The following is an 18,224-nucleotide window of genomic DNA, read 5'->3' on the forward strand; positions in this document are numbered from 1 at the left end:
AGAGTAATTGGGTAAAGTTTGTAACACTTTGTAATGGGTCGCCACAGCCCCTTGCCGACGCCGCGCGAGGCGTTACTATAGCAACTAATATACGATAACACGACACCTTAAATGACCACAACCTCCACTTCCGGCAGCAATACCACAACGCAATCGATCCATGGCCATCAAGCAAAAATCATGGTGGTCGATGATGATGTGCGCCTGCGCGACCTGCTGCGCCGCTACCTGACCGAACAGGGTTTCAATGTCTTTACGGCGGAGAGCGCGACGGCCATGAACAAGCTGTGGCTACGCGAACGCTATGACTTGCTGGTGCTCGACCTGATGCTGCCCGGTGAAGACGGCCTGTCGATCTGCCGCCGCCTGCGCGGCGCGGGCGACCAGACGCCGATCATCATGCTGACAGCCAAGGGCGAGGACGTCGACCGCATCGTGGGCCTGGAAATGGGCGCCGACGACTACCTGCCGAAACCGTTCAACCCGCGCGAACTGGTGGCCCGCATCGGCGCCGTACTGCGCCGCAAGGGTCCCGACGAAATCCCCGGCGCGCCGTCGGAAACGCCGCAAACCTTTGAATTCGGCGACTTCGTGCTGGACCTGGGCACGCGCACCCTGAAAAAGAATGGCGAAACGGTGCCCCTGACCACGGGCGAGTTTTCCGTGCTAAAAGTGTTTGCCCGCCATGCGCGCCAGCCCCTGTCGCGCGAGAAACTGATGGAACTGGCGCGCGGACGCGAATACGAAGTGTTCGACCGCAGCCTGGACGTGCAGATTTCGCGCCTGCGCAAGCTGATCGAACCCGATCCGTCGAGCCCGCTGTTCATCCAGACCGTGTGGGGCCTGGGCTACGTCTTCATCCCGGACGGACAGCCGCGCTGATCGCAGGCGAGGCATGATGAAGCTTGTTCCCGATATCAGCCTGGCACGGCTGAAAAGCGGCTTGTTCTGGCGCACCTTTTTGCTGCTCGGCACCTTGACCACGGTGAGCATGATCACCTGGATCGGCATGATTTCGGTCATCCAGCGCGAGCCGCAGGCGCAGCAGATTTCCGCCCAGATCATTTCCGTCGTCACCATCACGCATGCGGCACTGACGCACTCGGCGCCCGAGCTGCGGCGCGAGCTGTTGTTCGACCTCGTCAGCAACGAAGGCATCCGTATCTTCTCGCTGGAAGAGGACGACCGCATCGAGCCGCCGTCCGACAATTACCTGATGCCCGACATCGAGGCGCTGGTGAAGGCCAAGCTGGGCAAGGACACGCGCTTTTCCGCGCGCGTCAACGGCGTGGCCGGCTTCTGGGTCAGCTTCAAGATCGACGACGACGAGTACTGGCTGATGCTGGACCGCGAGCGCCTGCGGGGCTTGACGGGCTTCCAGTGGCTGGGCTGGGCCAGCCTGGTGTCGCTGCTGTCCCTGCTGGGTGCGGCCATCATTTCCAGCCTGATCAATCTTCCCCTGTCGCGTCTGACGGTGGCCGCGCGTGCGATCGCCAAGGGCAAGCAGCCGGCGCCACTGCCGGAAAAGGGACCAATCGAAATCATCGAGGCGAACCGCAGCTTCAACCAGATGGTCGATGATCTGAAACAAGTGGAATCGGATCGCGCCGTGATCCTGGCCGGCATTTCCCACGATTTGCGCACGCCGCTGGCGCGCATGCAGCTGGAAGTGGAAATGGCCAATCTGTCGGACGAGGCGCGCATAGGCATCCAGTCCGATATCGGGCAGATGGACGCCATCATCGGCCAGTTCCTCGACTACGCCAGGCCGACAGAAGCGTCGAGCTTTACGGATGTCGACCTGAGCGGCTTGCTCAGCGACATGACGCGTGAAGCCATGCGCCTGCCGGACGTGAAGATCAACGCCAATATCGAGGAAGGCGCGCATGCGATGGGCAACCCCATCGATCTGCGCCGCGTGCTGAACAACCTGATTGAAAATGCGCGCCGCTATGGCAAATCGCCGGACAGTGACGTGACGGAAATCGACATCGCCTGCAATGTACGCACCAGCCACGGCGCGAAAAAGGTCATCATCGAGGTGCAAGACCATGGCACGGGCGTGCCGACGGACAAGATCGAGCAGCTGATGAAACCGTTCACTCGCCTCGACACGGCGCGCGGGCAGGCAAATGGCGCCGGCCTCGGCCTGGCCATCGTCGAGCGCGTGCTGCTGCGCCATGACGCCGAACTGCAAGTGCGCAACCGCGAAGGCGGCGGCCTGGCGTTTCAGATCAGCTTGCCGGCGGTGTGAGACACCCGGCGCAGGCAGAGGTGGACGATAGCCTAGACCTGGCCATCGTCGAGCGCGTGCTGCTGCGCCATGACGCCGAACTGCAACTGCGCAACCGCGAAGGCGGCGGCCTGGCGTTTCAGATCAGCTTGCCGGCCGTCTAACATTGAACGGCACGAGCGTGCCGTTCAATGACTTTCAAGCCGACGCCTGCTCTTGCGCCAGCAATTTACTCATCAACAATTCCGTCGCCCCGTAGCCGTACAGGGAATCGCTTTCCATGCCCGGCGTATCGAAGGGGATCGATTCCTCGCGGTTCAGCTTGGCAGGGTCCGCGTCCGCATAGCTGGCGCGCCAGGCACGTTGCAAGGACTCGTTGCGGCGGATAAAGGCCGGCATGGGCCAGGCATCGCGCTCCCAGTCGCGGCTGTCGCCCAGCATGGGCCAGCGCTCGTTGAGCAGGGCCATGTCGCCCGTGCGCAGGCGGCGCACGGCCTGTTCCGGCCGCAAGCCTTCCAGCTCAGCGAGTGTCGGCAAGACATCGCGTCGTGGTCCGAACATATACGCCAGCATGATGCGCCCGGCAGGCGCCGTTCGCGCCACCACGCCGACGGCATAACCGCCGCCCGGCAAGGGCACGGCAAACCAGCTGCCTTCTCGGTATGGTAATGATCTCATCGTTGCAAACTCCCCCCAAAATCGTGTTCGGGGCACAGTCTACGCGAAGCGATGCGAATGTGGCGCATGGTACGTCACGGCAACAAACCAATAGTTACAATATTTTCTCGTCATAGTGATACTGGGCAACAATCGGCCCGGCCTTGAACAACGCTTCCTTCATGGCCGTGTCCAGGCGCGCATCGCGGCGGCGCATCCATTCGAGCAGCATGGCCGCTTCCTTGCGGCTCGTGTCGCCCGCATGCGCGAGCACGCGGCGCAGTTCCGGGTCCGTGCATGCCTCGAAGCGCTGGCTGTTCAAGTCCAGCGCCTGCAGCGCGGCGATGGTGGCGCCGATGGCGCGGTGCATGTCGAGCGCGGTGGCCGGCAAGCCGGATTCTTCCAGTGGGGCGGTGGTCATGCGCATTCCTTTTCGCGTGGTGGTGACATCGGCTGCATTCTCCACCGCGCGGACGAAAAGCTCAAGCGTCCACGACACGTTTTCCGCTGTTCGGCCATAATCATGGCTCAGCAACAGCCTAAACCTCAGCGGCAGGAGCCCCATGTTCAATTTCGACTTTTACAATCCGACGCAAATCCTCTTCGGCCAGGGCCAGATCGCCGCCATCACGGCGCTGATCCCGCCGCAGGCCAGGGTGCTGATGACGTATGGCGGCGGCAGCATCAAGCAGAACGGCGTCTACGATGAAGTCAGGGCGGCGCTGGCCGGCCATACCTTGCTGGAATTTGCCGGCATCGAACCCAATCCCAGCTATGAAACCCTGATGCAGGCCGTGGCCATGGTGAAAAGCGAGCGCATCGATTTCCTGCTGGCCGTCGGCGGCGGTTCCGTGGTCGATGGCACCAAGTTCATCGCCGCCGCCGCCCTGCATGAAGGCGATGCCTGGGACATCCTGGCGAAAGGCGGCAAGATCGTCGAGGCCGCCCTGCCCTTCGGCACGGTATTGACCTTGCCTGCCACCGGCTCGGAAATGAATGGCTCGGCCGTGATCACGCGCAAGGCCACGCAGGAAAAACGCTCGTTCATGAGCCGCAAGGTGTATCCAAAGTTCTCCGTGCTGGACCCGTCGAAAACCTTTACCTTGCCGCTGCGCCAGGTGGGTAATGGCGTCGTCGATGCGTTTGCGCATGTCATGGAACAGTACCTGACCTACCCTGTGAACGCGTCCGTGCAAGACCGCTTCGCCGAAGGCATTTTACTCACCCTGATCGAGGAAGGCCCGAAGGCCCTGTCGCACCCGGACGACTACGATGTGCGCGCCAACGTGATGTGGAGCGCCACCCTGGCCTTGAACGGCCTGATCGGCGTGGGCGTGCCGCAGGACTGGTCCACGCACGCCATCGGACACGAATTGACGGCCCTGTACGAGCTTGATCACGCGCAAACCCTGGCCATCATCCTGCCCAGCATGCTGCGCGTGCGCAAGCAAGCCAAGCGCGCCAAGCTGCTGCAATACGCGGCCCGCGTGTGGGGCCTGGACGGCGGCGACGAAGATGGCCGCATCGAGGCGGCCATCGCGCGCACGGAATTCTTCTTCCGCCACATGGGCGTCAAGACGCGCCTGGCCGACTACGGACTGAATCATGCCAGCGTGGATGCCGTCGTGGCTGCCCTGGAAGCGCACGGCATGACGGCCCTGGGCGAACAGCGCGACATCACGCCCGCCGTCAGCCGCAAGGTGCTGGAATTGAGTCTGTAGCTTAGTTTATAGAATCTGCCACACTGTTGTAAAACGGTCAGCCAGGTGGGACAGTTGGCCGTGCTTCATGCTAAGCTATGATTTCGCTAGGGGTCCTGGAGTCGTTATCCGGGTGAGAGATACCCTTCGTACCTGATCTGGATAATGCCAGCGAAGGAAAGCGCAAAGTACCTCCCTCCTTTGATAGCTCCTGCGTTGGCGCCAGCCGAACAAGCAGCCTGCCGTACTTCTTCCCAAGAGACGGCTTGAACCACGAGCAATCTATGTCCACACCGAATTTATCCGTTTCTGTATTGACCCTGGCGATACTGCACGCGTTTGCCGCGCCCGCCTTTGCCTCCGACGCATCCGACCCGCAAGCCCAAAGCATGGCCGAAGTCGTCGTCACGGCCAGCAAGGCACCGGCCGCCAAACGCGCCTCGGTGGGCGGCTTTGCCGACGCGCCGCTGCTGCAGACGCCGGCGTCCGTCACCGTCATTTCGCAGAAAGACATGCAGGACTTGCAGATCCGCAATCTCAGCGATGCCGTCAAGCTCGACACCAGCATCAACGACGCCTACAACGCCGTCGGCTATGCGGAACAGTTTTCCATCCGCGGCTTCAAGCTCGACAACAATTCCAGCTACCGCAAGGATGGCGTGGCCATTCCCGGCGACACGCAAATTCCGCTGGAAAACAAGGAACGCATCGAAGTGCTGAAAGGCCTGGCCGGCTTGCAGGCGGGCGTCGCCGCGCCGGGCGGCGTGATCGACTTCATCGTCAAGCGCCCGACTAGCGCGCCGCTGCGCACCGTCACCGTGGAAACGCGCGAGCGGGGCACCCTGTACGGCGCCGTCGACCTGGGCGGCCGCCTGGAAGACACGCGCTTCGGCTACCGCGTCAACGTCGCGGCCGAGCGCCTGCGCTCCTACATCAAGGGCGCGGATGGCAATCGAAAATTCATTTCCGGTGCCTTCGACTGGCAAATCTCGCCGCAGGCGCTGCTGCAACTCGATGCCGACTACCAGGACAAGGCGCAGGCGACGGCGCCCGGCTTCCAGTTGCTGAATAACACCACTTTGCCGACCGGCATCAGCGCCGACGCCATGCTCAACCTGCAGCCGTGGACGCGCCCCGTGGAAACCGTCACCAGCAATATCGGCCTGCGCTTCCAGTACGCGTTCAATGACGACTGGCACGCCACCCTGTCGGCCAACCAGCACTCGTTCAAGCGCGACGACTACACGGCCTTCCCGTATGGTTGCAGCGGGCAAGACTTGTACCCCGGCTTTTGCGGCAATGGCGACTATGACGTGTATGACTACCGCAGCCTGGGCGAGACGAAAAAGCCGCTGAGCGCGCAAGCCATGATCCAGGGCAAGTTCGCCACCGGCTCGCTGCGCCATGAATTCACGGCCGGCGTCTCGACCTTCCGCCGCAAGGACCGCGCCGGCCTGTACGTCTACGACTGGGTAGGCGTGAGCAACATCTACCGGCCGCAGATCGTCGGCACGTCGCCCGGCGTCACGGGCCCCGTGCGCCTGGTGCGCAAGGATACCGAAAACTCTGTCTTCGTGCAGGATATCGTCAGCCTGGCCCAAAACTGGAAGCTGCATGGCGGCTTGCGCCATATCAATGTCGACGGCTACCAGTATGTGCTGAAAGCCGACACGGAAATCCGCGCCAAGCACGACTTCCTGCTGCCCAACATCGCGCTCGTCTACACCCCGCTCGACAATGTCTCCGTGTATGCGGCCTACTCGCAGGGCATGGAACATGGCGGCACGGCCGACCGCAAGGCGATGAATGCCAACGAAGAACTGACACCGAGCCGCTCGAAGCAGATCGAATTGGGCGTGAAGATGGATGTGACGCCCGACTTCATGCTGGCGGCCAGCCTGTTCCAGATCCGCAAGGGCCTGGAATTCCAGAACGCCGCCGGCTACTTCGTGCGTGAAGGCCAGGCGCAGCACCGTGGCCTGGAATTGTCGGCCCAGGGCAAGCCGACCCGCGACCTGAACCTGGGTGTCTCGCTGACGGCCCTGAACAGCCAGCAGTCGGGCACGGGCGAAGCGTCGCTAGACGGCAAGCGCGTGCCCAACGTGCCCGCCTTCAAGGCGGCCGTGCATGCGGACTACGCCGTGCAACAGCTTGCGGGCTTGAGCGTCAATGGCAGCTGGGAATATGCGGGCAAGAAAGCGTTTGAGTACACCAACACGACATTCGTGCCGTCGTACAACGTCTTCAGCCTGGGCGCCGCCTACGCCACGCGCATCGCCGGCACGCGCGCCGTGCTGCGCGCCGCCGTCAACAACGTGGCCGACAAGTTCTACTGGCGCGACGTGACGCCGGAATCGGACGGCTATCTGTATCCGGGTGCCAGCCGCACCATGAAAGTGTCGGCGCAGTTCGACTTTTAATTGAGGGCAATGGCTGGCGCTGCAGCAAGCGCCTGCTGCAGCAAAGGCGCCGCCTGTTCCAGGCGCGCCTCCAGGCTGTCGTGCAGCACGTGGTAGACGATGCCACGCGCGTCCAGTTCATCGAGCAGGTAGCGGTAGATCAGCTGGCGCACGGCTTCCGACTCGCGCTGCAAGCCGTCGGCCACCCACGGGCTGTCGGGCGCCGTCACCAGGGTCAGGTCGTACCGCGTGGCATCGGCCAGCGCCGCCAGCGGCGCGTCCGCGCCGTCGAAATAATGGCGGCTGTAGACCACCGTCATCAACGGCGTCGTGTCGCAAAACAAGAAATGGCGGGCTTGCGCGGCAGCTTCCGCTTCGCGTTCGACTTGTGTCAACGCAATACCATACTGGTCGGCCGCGACGGGCACCCTACCCTGGGTGGCCACGAATTCGCGCAGGTATTCCGGCACCCAGACGGTGCCGTGACGCTCTGCCAGGGCGGCCGCCAGGGTCGACTTTCCCGACGATTCCGCGCCCAGTATCGCCACGCGCATGCAAGGAGCCATCACTTGAGTACCATGGCGTCGGGCGCTGCGGGCGCCGACTTTCTCCACGCCAGCAAGCCGATGATGGCCATCACCACGAAAAAGGCGTACAGCACGGCCGTCAGGGTCAGGCCCTTGTGCAGATACAGCCACACATACAGCACGTCGACGATGATCCAGGCGATCCAGTTTTCCAGCTTCTTGCGCGACAACAGGAATTGCCCCACTAGGCTGCCTGCCGTGAGGAAACCGTCCGCATGGGGCACGTCCGTGTCCGTCGTCGTCAGCAGCCAGGCGATGAGCAGGAAGCCGACCAGCCAGCCTGCGGCGCAGGCCAGCCAGCCGCGGCCATCGAGGCGCGTCACGGGCAGGGTCCTGCCGCCGCTGGCCGGATGCAGCCACTGGTACCAGCCCCAGAACGAGACGCTGATGAACAGCAGTTGCAAGGCCATGTCGCCATACAGGCGCGACTCGAAAAACACGAAACCGTAGGCGGCCGAGGAAATGATGGCGAACAGCCACGCCCAGTGGTTCTGGCGGATGTTCAGCGCGACGGTTGTCAGTGCCAGGACAAAGGAAATCAGTTCAAGCGGCGTGGTGGCAAAACCCAGCAGGAGAAGCGTATCGTTCATGGGAATCGTGATGAGGCTGGTGGTGCAGTATGCAATACCGGCCATGAATAAGCAAGATTGCCCGCAGCGTCACGCCCCTGTCCCGGCTCAATGCGCTCACGCAAAGCCGCGCTTGACGGCGCGCGCCAGCGAGCGCTGCACGATCAGCTTGTGGAAAGGCCGGATCAGCAGGATGTAGGCGCGCCCCACCCCGTTATGGCAATGCACGACGCTCGACAGGGTCACGCTGCCATGCCGCCCCGTATCGCGGTGGCGCAGCACCGACAGGCGGAAGTCCAGGTGGCGGTCGTCCTCGCCCACGATGACTTCATCGTCGCTGACGGCGTAGATGCGGAAGATGCCGATGCGACCATCGCGCTGGGCCGTCAGCTGTTTCGACGTCTTGATGCCGAACAGCGACACGATGGCGTCGCGCAGCACCATCAGCCACTGCGCCCAGCGCGGCTGGCTGCCCAGCAGCACGCGCGCCAGGCTTTGCATGTCCATCTGGCGCGCGTGTGCAGTCGGCAAATCGACGGCATACGCGTCGGCCAGGTTGCTGCCCGGATACAAGGGGGCGATGCCGGCGCCCGGCGGCAAGGCCACGGCGCGGACGGCGAGGTTCATCTCTTGCATGTGCTCTCCATGTTTTCAGTGATAACATGACCATCATACACCACAATGTGAACAGCGATAACATAGAATGACAACAACGAGCACCTACCATCATGGCAACTTGCGTGACAGCCTGGTCGCCGCCACCATCGCGCAACTGGCGCTGCAACACGACGCCACCCTCTCGCTGCGCGAACTGGCGCGCACGGTGGGCGTGTCGATCGCCGCCGTCTACCGCCACTTTCCCAGCAAGGAAGCCCTGCTGGCCGAGGTGGCTGCGGCCGGCTTCGCCAGCCTGATCGCCAAATGGGAGGCAGAACTGCCGCCACCGGGCAGCCTGCCCGCCGAACAGCGTTTTCAACTGCTGGGCCAGCAATACATTGAATTCGCCCTGGCCGCGCCCGCCCACTACCGGCTGATGTTCGAACACCAGGACGTGCGCCAGTTCCCCGCCCTGCAGGATGCGGCGCAAGCGTGCTTCCAGTATGTGCTGCAAACGGCTGGCGCGGCCGTGCGCGAAGCGGGACTCGACCCGCGCTGGGACAAGGCCGCCGCCAGCGCCGGCTGGTCGCTGGGCCACGGCTACGTGATGCTTTTGCTGAGCGGGCGCCTGGCCATGGCGGATAGCGGCGACGAGCTGTCGCCATCCATGGTGCCGCGCTTCTTTCAGTTGCCGGTGGAAGCGCTGCAGCAAGCCCATCAGCAAGTTAAGCAGGAAAGTGACATCGAACGCTGACAGCAATCGGCCGCCACGCGGCCACGCGCTGATGGCGCTTTCCACTTTCTGTCGACAAGGCACTGTCCGATTGCACAAAGATGATAAAAATTGATCATCATGTACTGCGTGCAAGCCGATCAGACGTAAGATGGGGACGGGATCCATTCCATTCACACCGATAAAAGAGTGATGAAAATGAACGTTGTCAGGCTGTTTGCCATTGTTGTTGTGACCGTGTTGGCGCAGCCGTGCCAGGCAATCAACGAAACGCTCAAGATTGAAACCATTCACGGCCCGCCATGGGGATTCATTGCCAACGATGGTCGGCCCACCGGCATGATGTACGAAATCGGCAATCGCATCGCGGAAGTGGCCGGGCTCAGCTACACCAATTCCCTGGTCCCCTACCCCAGAACCGCCGCCGATATTGAAAACGGGAGCGCCGACATGACCATACGCTTCGGCAACGAGCAGATGACGCGCGGCGCCGTAGCGGTAGGCATCGTCCTGTCCATGCCCATCATCCTCGTAGGCCCCGCTGGCAAGAACTACAGCAAGCTGAGCGAATTGCACGGCAAGACCGTTGGCGTGGTACGCACCAGCAATTATGTGGCCCAGTTTGACACCGACAATTTGATCCAGAAATATCCTGTCAATGACTACCTCACCATGGCAAAAATGTTGGCCATGCGACGTTTGGACGCGGGCATAGGTTCCAGCGTGGGCCTGTTTTACGGCGCGTCTATGGCCGGTGTCAAAGCGGAGGAAATTGGCGTCCCGCTCGTGCTGGGTAGCAACGATTTCATCGTCTTCCTTTCCAGGAAAACCGCAAGGCCGGAAACGATACTGGCACTCAAAGAGGCGATCAGAAAACTCTCGGCCAATGGCGAAATGAAGCAGATCATGGGCAAGTACACCAATTCCTTCAGCAGCAATCTGCCAGAAAAATAAACCGTGTACTGACAGCGGCGCGCCCACAAAAAAACCGCATCCCCAAGTCAGGCGGATGCGACTTTGCATGAGCGCAAACTAACCCTTACTTCTTCGCAGATTGCATCGCCTGCGGATACTTGATCGTCATTTCCGTGAGCAAGTTGTCCGCATGGTCCACTTCTTTCATCACCCACAGCATGTAGCGGATGTCGAGGTGGATGGCGGCGGGCGGACACCCTTTGCGGCATGCAGCAAGGTATCCCTGTCGCCATTCCAGGGCGGCAGATCGGCGGGGGGCAGTGGCAATACCTTGTCCAGATTAGGAAAGCGCGCGTTGGGATTGAATCCCAGTTCACGATTAAGTACGCCGTAACGTTCCGCTCTCGCTTTATCAATGCAAGGAGCCAACATGGTTGCAAGATTAAATGGATCTCCGAACTCAATCTCCAGTTTGTTTGCGCACTTTTCGCAGCCGAATGCTACTCCCTCATGTAGAACTTTAAGAGCAAGTGCTTTGGTTTCTAGCGTACGCGGCCCGCTAACTCTCCCTGAGGCCATTCTCGGGGAGGAATACATGTAAGATAAATTATATGCAACTGGTCCGTACCCTTGGGAAAATGAACACTCCATCATTTTTATTGCAACAGGAATATTAGCCCAATACCCTGCGCCCTCATTTGCAGGGCCCACATTTAGTTTATCTGACAAAAAATCCATCGCTTGAGGATTACCCATCTGCGCCGCCTTTTGCCAGAAGGCATAAGCACGAGTGATGTCGCCGTCAACGCCGGTGCTATTCGCATAATACGTCCCCATTCGGTCATAAGCCGCTGGTATGCCCAGCCGCATCGCCTTTTCCACCAGTTGCACCGCTTCTGCCTCTCCATGCAAGGGATCGCGTCCTTCCACATACAGGCTGGCCAGGTTGAGCATCGCCTTCCAGTGCAATCGTTCTGCCGCTTGACGCGTCAAATCGACAATTTTTTTGTAATCGCGGTCTTCCACGAAAATTTCAGGATCTTCCATGGCGCGTGCTTCGAGAAACCAGTCCTCGGCTTGCGCATCGATGGGCGGCACCTTGCTCGCCTCGATTTCACAGATAAAATCCGCGACATGGGGATTGAAAAGCGGCAGGCTTTGGTTACGTGGCAGGACTTCTTTCGTGTCGTTTGGCATTTTGCAGGCAAGCAGGCAGCACAAGAAGATAAGCGACGCCAGGCGTCCTCTCGTGGCACCCATGCTGGATTGATTGCTATCCACTGCGTTATCCAAGACCAGGAAGGGATCTATCCATCAAATGCCACGTCACGTCGCCATCTGGCAAGTCCAGCAGCCAGTCGCGGCGCGGTTGCGGGAACGGCGCGCCTTGGGTCAGCCATGCCTGGCGCCAGTACTGGTTGACGATGGCCTGCAACGGATGGTCGGCCGCTACCCACGGTTGCCAGACGCCGCTGGCCGGACATGCCTGGTCGCAAGCGCAGCTCAACCATGGCTCGGGCCGCGCCACCTCGCGCAGCAACCCGCGCGCCGCGCGCGGCTCCACGGCGCCTTGCTTGTGCCGTATCGTCAGGCACTGTTCCCACGTCACGGGGCCATAACGACTCTTTACGTCGGCATCGAGCACGCTGAAATGGCGGAACTCTTCGCCTTTGCGCAACAGCCGGGGCGGCTCCGTCAAACCCTGCCCAGCGGCCGGTTGCCAGTATGCGGAAAATGGCACAATCGCCGCGTCGCTGTGCAAGCCGGTGGGACGCAGCGCATAGTCGGCGGCAAGGAAATACGGTTCTTGTAACAGCGAGGCGGCGCTTGGCTGCGGGATGGCTGGCGGCGGGCGGACACCCATGGCGGCGTCGAGCAGGCTCTTTCGTTGTCCATCCCACGGCGGCAGATCGGCCGGTGGCAATGGTAGGATTTTATCGAGGTTGGGAAAGCGGCGATTGGGGTTGAAGCCGAGGGCGTTACTAAGCATACGATATCGCTCTCCACGAGCCTTGTCCACATATGGCGCCAGCATATCGGCAAGATCAAAAGGCGAACCAAATTCAATTGCCAATGCATTTGCACAATCCTCACAACCAAACTTAACACCTTCATGCAATACCTTTAATGCACGATTTTTTGTTTCTGCATTCCGCGAGCCATTTATTTTTCCACTGGTGGCCCGTGGAGACACATACAAATAATGCAAATCAAATGCTGCGGGACCATATCCTTGCCCAAATGCACATTCCAGCATTTTTGTCGCTACGGGAATATTAGACCAATAGCCCGCCCCTTCACTGGCGGGTCCAACATTTAATTTATCCGCCAAAAATGCCATCGCTTGAGGATTACCCATCTGTGCTGCCTTTTGCCAAAAGGCATAGGCACGCGTGATGTCGCCGTTGACACCCGTGCTATTCGCGTAATACGTCCCCATCCGGTCATATGCTGCCGGTATCCCGAGCCGCATCGCCTTTTCCACCAATTGCACCGCCTCTTCCTCACCATATAAAGGATCGCGCCCTTCCACATACAGGCTGGCCAGATTGAGCATCGCCTTCCAGTGCAACCGCTCTGCCGCTTGACGCGTCAGAGCGACGATTTTTTTGTAGTCGCGGTCTTCCACGAAAATTTCAGGATCTTCCAAGGCGCGTGCTTCGAGAAACCAGTCCTCGGCTTGCGCATCGATGGGCGGCACCTTGCCCGCCTCGGTTTCACAGACAAAATCCGCGACATGCGGATTGAAAAGTGGAAAGCTTTGGTTGCGCGGCAAGACTTCTTTCGTGTCGTTTGACATTTTGCAGGCGCCTAAAGTGAAAATCAGGAAAACTGCCAAGATAAAAAAAGGCAGGGGAAGGGGGAAATTTTTATACTTTTTCATGCTCACCCCAAACGTGTCGTGGAGCTGCGTTTGTCTTCCAATGGCAGCAAAAAGCCAGTCATTTTTTTATCTGCAAAATTTTCAGAATACGAATTTTTTTCCCTCGATTATCTTTCATTAATTTCACCCAGTTCCCGTAAGCATCCACAATCTCCGCCTTCGTCCCACCCCCGCCATCGACCAATCCCCCGCTATGCATGCGCCACACCCGCTTGCGCAAATCGCGGGCCACGCGGTGGTCGATGGTGGCGATATTGATTTCGCTGTCGACGGCCATGCTGCGCTGGTTCAGGTTGGCGCTTCCCAAGGTCATGAACACGTCGTCGACCAGCATCAATTTGGAATGGATGTAGATTTCACGGTAACGCCAGCGGTCCTTGTCAAACGCGCTGACATTGAGCATGGCCACCGAGACCTTCAGCCCGAAGTCGCTCTCGAGCGTCATCGTGCCGGGTTTGTTGATGCCGTTGGAGTGCTGCACCACGTCGGGCAACTTGACTTCCGCCTCGGTGGAAATGCCGAATCCTGCCCTGACACGCCGGGTTTTCGGTCGCTTGTTGTAGTCGTCGATCATGGTGTTTTGCCCCGTCATGCCAGCGTGCTGCCCCAGTGTCGCCAGCGTGTCATGGGTGCGCGGCACCATCTGCGCCCGTTCGGGCACCGGGATGACGATGAATACGTGCATGACCGGCATATCTTCAAGACTCTTGCCCGCCTTGACACTGCCGGCCTTCCAGGCGGCGACCACTTTCTTGCGCTCGGCCAGCAAATGCCGGGCCCAATCTTCATACTGGAAATACTGGTTTTCCACATACAGGTAGCCGGCCGCCAGGCTGGCCTGGGTCACGGCGCGAAAATAGGTTTCCTTGATCGTCTTGTCTTGCTCCTCGGGCTGCGTCAGGACGATCTGCACGGTGGAGTCATCCGGCCCGGCCTTGCGCAACAGCTGGGCCGGCGGGTTTTTACATGATGAATACCAACTCACGCATTCCCCGGCGGCCTGATGCGTGCGGTCGTCGATCGCGCGGTCCCATGCCTTCACGAAATTGTTGTACAGCGCGATAAGCGCACGGCCGCCGTCAATGCGGCAGGCGTAATCCTGATACGGTTTCAGCGTGGCGAACCCGCCGTCCGCGGCCATTCCCTGCAAACACTCGCGCCGCTCGTTCACGCCGCCCTGTTCGCGGCGCGTATCGTCGAGCAGATGGGCCGTCGTATCCCAATAATCGGTCACCGAGTTCAGGCCCATCACGTAACCGACGGCCTTGGAACCCTCTTCGTGGGCGAAATCGATCAGGACCGGCTTCTGGTGGTGCGTACCCAGGTATTGCATGCCGGGCTTTTCGATTTCTCCCATCGTCAAGCCGTGCGGCTGGTTGATTTCGGTCGCGATGCTCTTGCTGATCGCGGCGCTGTCGCCGTGCCGCAAGCGAACCTCCAGGCCCTCCAACAAGCCATGGAACGCGGCCGCATACCAGCTGTGGCAATATTCTTCACGCGCCATGATCGGAATATACTCGGGCCGGACGTATTCGGCCCAATAACCATTGCCTAAAACATGTTTCTTGTTTTGGACCGCATCGTGCAACATCGCCAGGCTGGCTTTTGCACTGATGTCGTCGGCGCGCTGTCCACCGGTTTTCCATGGCGAGGTGCCGTGCGAATAGCCCGGCATAGTGCGCGCTATCGGCGAGCCGATCCGGTCATACCAGATCAGCAGGCGCACCCTGACGTAACGTCGCGTGGCGGCGATCAGCAAGTCGCCAAACGTTTCGCCACGCGGCCAGGTGGCGCTGTTGCCGCGCACCAGTTCCATGCCCGGGTCGAAACCCCAGCAGCACAGGTCAATGGACTTTTTAGCCTTGGCGATCTCGGCGGCGATGTCGGCGAACCCCTCCTGTCCGCAAATGAACAGCGTCAGCTTGTTGTTGTGCGTGATCGGGTGGCTGGCCTTGCCTTTCAGGTTACGATTTTCCAGCAGCCACTGGAGCGAACTTGTCGCGCTGCGGCCGACTTCGTCGATGTGGGTGGTTTCGATGCGACCGCTCGATTCCGGCATGATGCTCTCCCGTCAGTGTGGTGAATCATTGAATCCCGCGGCCATCGGCGGTGTCGTCGAGTGCGCGCAAGCCGCGGTTCGACAGCTTGTGTTCGCCGTCCGGCGCCGCGTTCGGGTCGAAGCGCGCGCTCGCTTGCAATGAAAACTCTTCGCCATTGCCAAGGACGACACGGTAGCGCGGCGTGCCGTCCTGGTGCGCGATCAGGATGCGGCCGAATTCATCGGTCAGGCCTTGCTCGACTTCGGCCTCTCCGTTGTACAGCGTGTACGGCACATTGGCGTACTGGCCGCCATCCGCATGGGCCTGTATCGTATGCTGCAATTGCCCCGCGACCGGCGCGATGGGGGGTTCCAGCTCCGGTTGCGGCCGGTTCTTGGGCGCCAGCGTTTCCAGGTTGCCATGAAACAAGGTCGGCGACGCGGTAAAAAACTGTACCTTGTCGCTAATTTCAAGCATGCAATTAGCGCCATGCAGGCGCACGCCTTTGCGGCCGCGAATATTCACCCAGTCGGCCTGGCTGATCAATTCCAACACCTTGTTGGCGACGATATCGACCGCATCGGTTTGCGCCGCGATCTGCACCGGGCCAGCTGCAGCGATCAGTTTCATGCCAGCCTTGTGGACGAACAGGCGCAGCGCTGCGCCGATGCTGGCGAACAGGCCGCCGCCTGCCGCCAGCGACAGGTCGCATCCGGTCGTCAGCGCGGTGTGCTCGGCGCTGGCGATGTGCGTCGATTGCGCGCTCGTCGTTTCGATCCCGGCCGGACTGGCCAGCACCAGATGCGGCTTGGATAATTCGGGAAATGCGTTTTCGCCACTGCCGCCACCGCCCTTGATCGCGGCATGCTGGGCATTGAGCACATCGGCGGCGGCGCCCTGCTGGGCGGCACTTTCTTGCGCGCCGTAATGCTGCGCCAGGGCAGCAAGCGCCTTGTGCCGCTCAGCAGCCTCGGCCAACCTGCGCAAGGTTTCATCCATGCTCTTGATATGTGAGGCGGCGCCAGGGCGCGCTTCGGTGGTCAGCAACATGCCGCGGCCGGCGCGCGCCACGCCCCAGGCGTCTGACGCCAGTTCCCAGCCTTCGCCACGCGCATCCTTGCGCCCGCTGGCGTCTTCGATGCGGCTGATGCAGCCGAGCGACAATTGGCTGTGCTGATGATCGCTTTTCAATTGCGCCTGGATGCGCTGGTGCGTATCGTCCAGTACCAACTGGTTGCCGCGCACGCCGTAGCCGCCGCCAGGCATCAGCTCGGCGCTGCGCCAGCCGCCCAGCATACGTTGCCCCGGCAAGTTCCACGGCGGCGCATGCTTGCCGTTGTACACCGCGCCGACAATGACGGGACGGTCGATATTGCCGTCGAGAAACTGAATCAGTACTTCCTGGCCAATGCGCGGCAACGCGATCTGGCCGAACGCCTGGCCCGCCCAGGGCGTCATGACCCTGATCCATGGCGAACTGCCCGCGTCGAACTTGCCCAGCCGGTCCCAGTGGAATTGCACCTTCACCCGGCCCAGCGCGTCGGTATGGATGGTTTCGCCTGCCGGCCCGGTGACAATCGCCGTCTGCACGCCGGGCAAGGCACAAGGCGTGCTGTTGAACTGCCGCCCCGGATACCAACGGATGCTCTTGCGGATGCAGCTAAAACGGTTTTCATAATGCGACTTCGCACCCGTCCCTGCCTGGTAATTGTTGCTGGCGATATGATCGACCGACAGGATCAGGTATTCGCGCGAGCCGATGTCCGGGCGCGCCGCTTCACCTCTGGCCGGGATGGCTTGCTTGCCGCTGAAGTGTCCGCCCAGCGTGAAACTGCGCCCGGCCTGGGCGCAGCGATGATTGCCGCCAGCTTCGAAGGTTTGCACCTCGCAGTTATGCGCCTCCAGGCGGCGTTGCGCCAACGCTTCGCCGTCACCCATGTCGGCATAGCCATAGCCGGTGTTTTGATACAGTTCATGGGCAAACACGTCGCCCTGCTGGTGCAGCGCATAGCCGCTGGCGCAGCTGGCATACGGATGCTTGTAGTTGAAGCTGGCCAGGGTGAGCGAGCCTGAAGCGATCTTCCGTATTGCCCGCCAATCGCGTATGCCGTCGCCCTCCAGCGAGCCTGCGCCGTTGCGAAACAGCATCGCGTCGGCTTCGCAGGCATCGCTGTCGCTTGGGTCGATGCTATCGCTCAGCCAGGTATTGTCGCCCAAACAGAGCGTATGACCGTCGGCGCGATGTTCATACCAATAATGGATACCCTGGTCTTCCCAGCGCCGGTGCAAATGGTTGTAATCGGTTTCATTATGCTGGTTGGCGCAGCTTAATATCGCTTTTTCCTCATGCAGCCGGTTTTGCCAGTCGCGCTGCACATAATGATCGAAGGTCGTTTCGCTGATGTCGATGACCGTGCGTTCGTGGAACGAGACGTTGTCCATGCGCAGCCTGGAAAACGCCAACCAGGGTTGCAGCACCATCTGGTAGAACGCGAAACCGCCATCGCTGCGCAACAAGCGAAATTCGCCGACATAACCATTGAAATGGCGCAAGCTGGCGTCATCGCGCACCATCGAAATCGTGACCATGCGCCCCATCATCGCGGTCAGGGGAATGTGGAGATTGTCGGACAGCAGTTCGGCGTCGAAGCGGAAGTCGCGTGACATTTCCTCGTGTGCCCGCAAGCTGTTGACCAGCAGCGCGGTATCGGGCGGCCCATCGTCGCGCGGAAAATCCATGCGTAGCAAGCGGCTGTCCTGGACTCGCATGCCCGCTCCGAAAAGGCGCGCCAGATCGGCCGCCAGCTTGCCATCATCCATATTGCCTCCGTCGGACTTGTTCCCCTGGCCCATGCTAACCATGGTGAACGCTGGCATATTGATGGAACTCAAACTAGTTGCCCATACGTAA

At 60.7% G+C, this 18,224-nt stretch carries 16 protein-coding genes, 1 pseudogene and 1 riboswitch; of the genes and pseudogenes, 7 read left to right on the forward strand and 10 right to left on the reverse strand.

Going from position 1 to position 18,224, the window contains the following annotated elements:
* Positions 1 to 180: 180 nt before the first annotated feature.
* The 3 genes from ompR to K0F85_RS28500 are packed head-to-tail and all read left to right on the forward strand — an operon-like array spanning position 181 to position 2,397.
* Positions 181 to 882, forward strand: coding sequence for a two-component system response regulator OmpR (gene ompR, locus K0F85_RS01800; protein ID WP_223278807.1), 702 nt, complete (start codon positions 181 to 183; stop codon positions 880 to 882).
* Positions 883 to 895: 13 nt separating this feature from the next.
* On the forward strand, positions 896 to 2,254 hold the full coding sequence (locus K0F85_RS01805; RefSeq protein ID WP_219114282.1) for a sensor histidine kinase: 1,359 nt from the start codon (positions 896 to 898) through the stop codon (positions 2,252 to 2,254).
* Positions 2,255 to 2,274: 20 nt separating this feature from the next.
* Positions 2,275 to 2,397, forward strand: coding sequence for a hypothetical protein (locus K0F85_RS28500; protein WP_257572456.1), 123 nt, complete (start codon positions 2,275 to 2,277; stop codon positions 2,395 to 2,397).
* A gap of 34 nt (positions 2,398 to 2,431) precedes the next feature.
* On the opposite strand, the gene K0F85_RS01810 is transcribed toward K0F85_RS28500, so the two are convergent.
* Positions 2,432 to 2,911 carry an Imm26 family immunity protein gene (locus K0F85_RS01810; protein WP_219114283.1) on the reverse strand — a complete coding sequence of 160 codons (480 nt, stop codon included), beginning with the start codon at positions 2,909 to 2,911 and terminating at the stop codon, positions 2,432 to 2,434.
* A 94-nt stretch (positions 2,912 to 3,005) separates the two neighbouring features.
* Positions 3,006 to 3,311, reverse strand: coding sequence for a hypothetical protein (locus K0F85_RS01815; protein ID WP_257572457.1), 306 nt, complete (start codon positions 3,309 to 3,311; stop codon positions 3,006 to 3,008).
* Between the two features lie 142 nt (positions 3,312 to 3,453).
* Here K0F85_RS01815 and K0F85_RS01820 point away from each other — a divergent pair, with 142 nt between their 5' ends.
* A complete protein-coding gene (locus K0F85_RS01820; RefSeq protein WP_219114285.1) occupies positions 3,454 to 4,611 on the forward strand; it encodes an iron-containing alcohol dehydrogenase in 1,158 nt (385 codons plus the stop codon).
* 78 nt (positions 4,612 to 4,689) lie between these two features.
* Positions 4,690 to 4,787: riboswitch (TPP riboswitch) on the forward strand.
* 87 nt (positions 4,788 to 4,874) lie between these two features.
* Positions 4,875 to 7,010, forward strand: coding sequence for a TonB-dependent siderophore receptor (locus tag K0F85_RS01825; RefSeq protein ID WP_219114286.1), 2,136 nt, complete (start codon positions 4,875 to 4,877; stop codon positions 7,008 to 7,010).
* On the opposite strand, the gene K0F85_RS01830 is transcribed toward K0F85_RS01825, so the two are convergent.
* The 3 genes from K0F85_RS01830 to K0F85_RS01840 all read right to left on the reverse strand — a co-directional run bounded on the left by K0F85_RS01830 (position 7,007) and on the right by K0F85_RS01840 (position 8,781).
* Positions 7,007 to 7,543, reverse strand: a complete 537-nt coding sequence (locus K0F85_RS01830) for an ATP-binding protein (RefSeq protein ID WP_257572458.1) — start codon at positions 7,541 to 7,543, stop codon at positions 7,007 to 7,009. The two genes, K0F85_RS01825 and K0F85_RS01830, sit on opposite strands and share 4 nt — an antisense overlap.
* An 11-nt stretch (positions 7,544 to 7,554) precedes the next feature.
* Positions 7,555 to 8,166, reverse strand: coding sequence for a nicotinamide riboside transporter PnuC (gene pnuC / locus K0F85_RS01835; RefSeq protein WP_219114287.1), 612 nt, complete (start codon positions 8,164 to 8,166; stop codon positions 7,555 to 7,557).
* Between the two features lie 96 nt (positions 8,167 to 8,262).
* Positions 8,263 to 8,781, reverse strand: coding sequence for a DUF2867 domain-containing protein (locus K0F85_RS01840; protein WP_257572459.1), 519 nt, complete (start codon positions 8,779 to 8,781; stop codon positions 8,263 to 8,265).
* 67 nt (positions 8,782 to 8,848) lie between these two features.
* Between K0F85_RS01840 and K0F85_RS01845 the strand changes: the two genes are divergently transcribed.
* On the forward strand, positions 8,849 to 9,496 hold the full coding sequence (locus K0F85_RS01845; RefSeq protein WP_219114288.1) for a TetR/AcrR family transcriptional regulator: 648 nt from the start codon (positions 8,849 to 8,851) through the stop codon (positions 9,494 to 9,496).
* 171 nt (positions 9,497 to 9,667) lie between these two features.
* Positions 9,668 to 10,429: an ABC transporter substrate-binding protein gene (locus tag K0F85_RS01850; RefSeq protein ID WP_219114289.1), complete on the forward strand. Its 762-nt coding sequence runs from the start codon at positions 9,668 to 9,670 to the stop codon at positions 10,427 to 10,429.
* A gap of 85 nt (positions 10,430 to 10,514) precedes the next feature.
* Here K0F85_RS01850 and K0F85_RS29175 read toward each other — a convergent pair.
* From K0F85_RS29175 to K0F85_RS01875, 5 genes and pseudogenes are all read right to left on the reverse strand, one after another.
* Positions 10,515 to 10,634, reverse strand: a pseudogene (locus tag K0F85_RS29175) (S46 family peptidase); the annotation flags it as partial.
* Positions 10,598 to 11,650 carry a tetratricopeptide repeat protein gene (locus tag K0F85_RS01860; RefSeq protein WP_374198635.1) on the reverse strand — a complete coding sequence of 351 codons (1,053 nt, stop codon included), beginning with the start codon at positions 11,648 to 11,650 and terminating at the stop codon, positions 10,598 to 10,600. The gene K0F85_RS01860 and the pseudogene K0F85_RS29175, both read right to left, overlap by 37 nt.
* Before the next feature lie 25 nt (positions 11,651 to 11,675).
* Positions 11,676 to 13,274 carry a tetratricopeptide repeat protein gene (locus tag K0F85_RS01865; RefSeq protein WP_219114292.1) on the reverse strand — a complete coding sequence of 533 codons (1,599 nt, stop codon included), beginning with the start codon at positions 13,272 to 13,274 and terminating at the stop codon, positions 11,676 to 11,678.
* A 58-nt stretch (positions 13,275 to 13,332) separates the two neighbouring features.
* Positions 13,333 to 15,333 (reverse strand): phosphatidylserine/phosphatidylglycerophosphate/cardiolipin synthase family protein, encoded by a 2,001-nt coding sequence (locus K0F85_RS01870; protein ID WP_257572460.1) that lies wholly within the window; start codon positions 15,331 to 15,333, stop codon positions 13,333 to 13,335.
* A 25-nt stretch (positions 15,334 to 15,358) separates the two neighbouring features.
* A complete protein-coding gene (locus tag K0F85_RS01875) occupies positions 15,359 to 18,133 on the reverse strand; it encodes a type VI secretion system Vgr family protein (protein WP_257572461.1) in 2,775 nt (924 codons plus the stop codon).
* Positions 18,134 to 18,224 lie beyond the last annotated feature (91 nt).

Source organism: Janthinobacterium sp. UMAB-56 (assembly GCF_900095265.1).
In the GTDB taxonomy this organism is placed as follows: Bacteria; Pseudomonadota; Gammaproteobacteria; order Burkholderiales; family Burkholderiaceae_D; genus Janthinobacterium.

Coding starts and splice junctions, on each gene's coding strand:
- ompR (WP_223278807.1), top strand. CDS start 181: ATGGTGGTCGATGATGATGTGCGCCTGCGCGACCTGCTGCGCCGCTAC.
- K0F85_RS01805 (WP_219114282.1), top strand. CDS start 896: ATGATGAAGCTTGTTCCCGATATCAGCCTGGCACGGCTGAAAAGCGGC.
- K0F85_RS01810 (WP_219114283.1), bottom strand. CDS start 2,911: ATGAGATCATTACCATACCGAGAAGGCAGCTGGTTTGCCGTGCCCTTG.
- K0F85_RS01815 (WP_257572457.1), bottom strand. CDS start 3,311: ATGACCACCGCCCCACTGGAAGAATCCGGCTTGCCGGCCACCGCGCTC.
- K0F85_RS01820 (WP_219114285.1), top strand. CDS start 3,454: ATGTTCAATTTCGACTTTTACAATCCGACGCAAATCCTCTTCGGCCAG.
- K0F85_RS01825 (WP_219114286.1), top strand. CDS start 4,875: ATGTCCACACCGAATTTATCCGTTTCTGTATTGACCCTGGCGATACTG.
- K0F85_RS01830 (WP_257572458.1), bottom strand. CDS start 7,543: ATGCGCGTGGCGATACTGGGCGCGGAATCGTCGGGAAAGTCGACCCTG.
- pnuC (WP_219114287.1), bottom strand. CDS start 8,166: ATGAACGATACGCTTCTCCTGCTGGGTTTTGCCACCACGCCGCTTGAA.
- K0F85_RS01840 (WP_257572459.1), bottom strand. CDS start 8,781: ATGCAAGAGATGAACCTCGCCGTCCGCGCCGTGGCCTTGCCGCCGGGC.
- K0F85_RS01845 (WP_219114288.1), top strand. CDS start 8,849: ATGACAACAACGAGCACCTACCATCATGGCAACTTGCGTGACAGCCTG.
- K0F85_RS01850 (WP_219114289.1), top strand. CDS start 9,668: ATGAAAATGAACGTTGTCAGGCTGTTTGCCATTGTTGTTGTGACCGTG.
- K0F85_RS01860 (WP_374198635.1), bottom strand. CDS start 11,650: ATGGGTGCCACGAGAGGACGCCTGGCGTCGCTTATCTTCTTGTGCTGC.
- K0F85_RS01865 (WP_219114292.1), bottom strand. CDS start 13,274: ATGAAAAAGTATAAAAATTTCCCCCTTCCCCTGCCTTTTTTTATCTTG.
- K0F85_RS01870 (WP_257572460.1), bottom strand. CDS start 15,333: ATGCCGGAATCGAGCGGTCGCATCGAAACCACCCACATCGACGAAGTC.
- K0F85_RS01875 (WP_257572461.1), bottom strand. CDS start 18,133: ATGGATGATGGCAAGCTGGCGGCCGATCTGGCGCGCCTTTTCGGAGCG.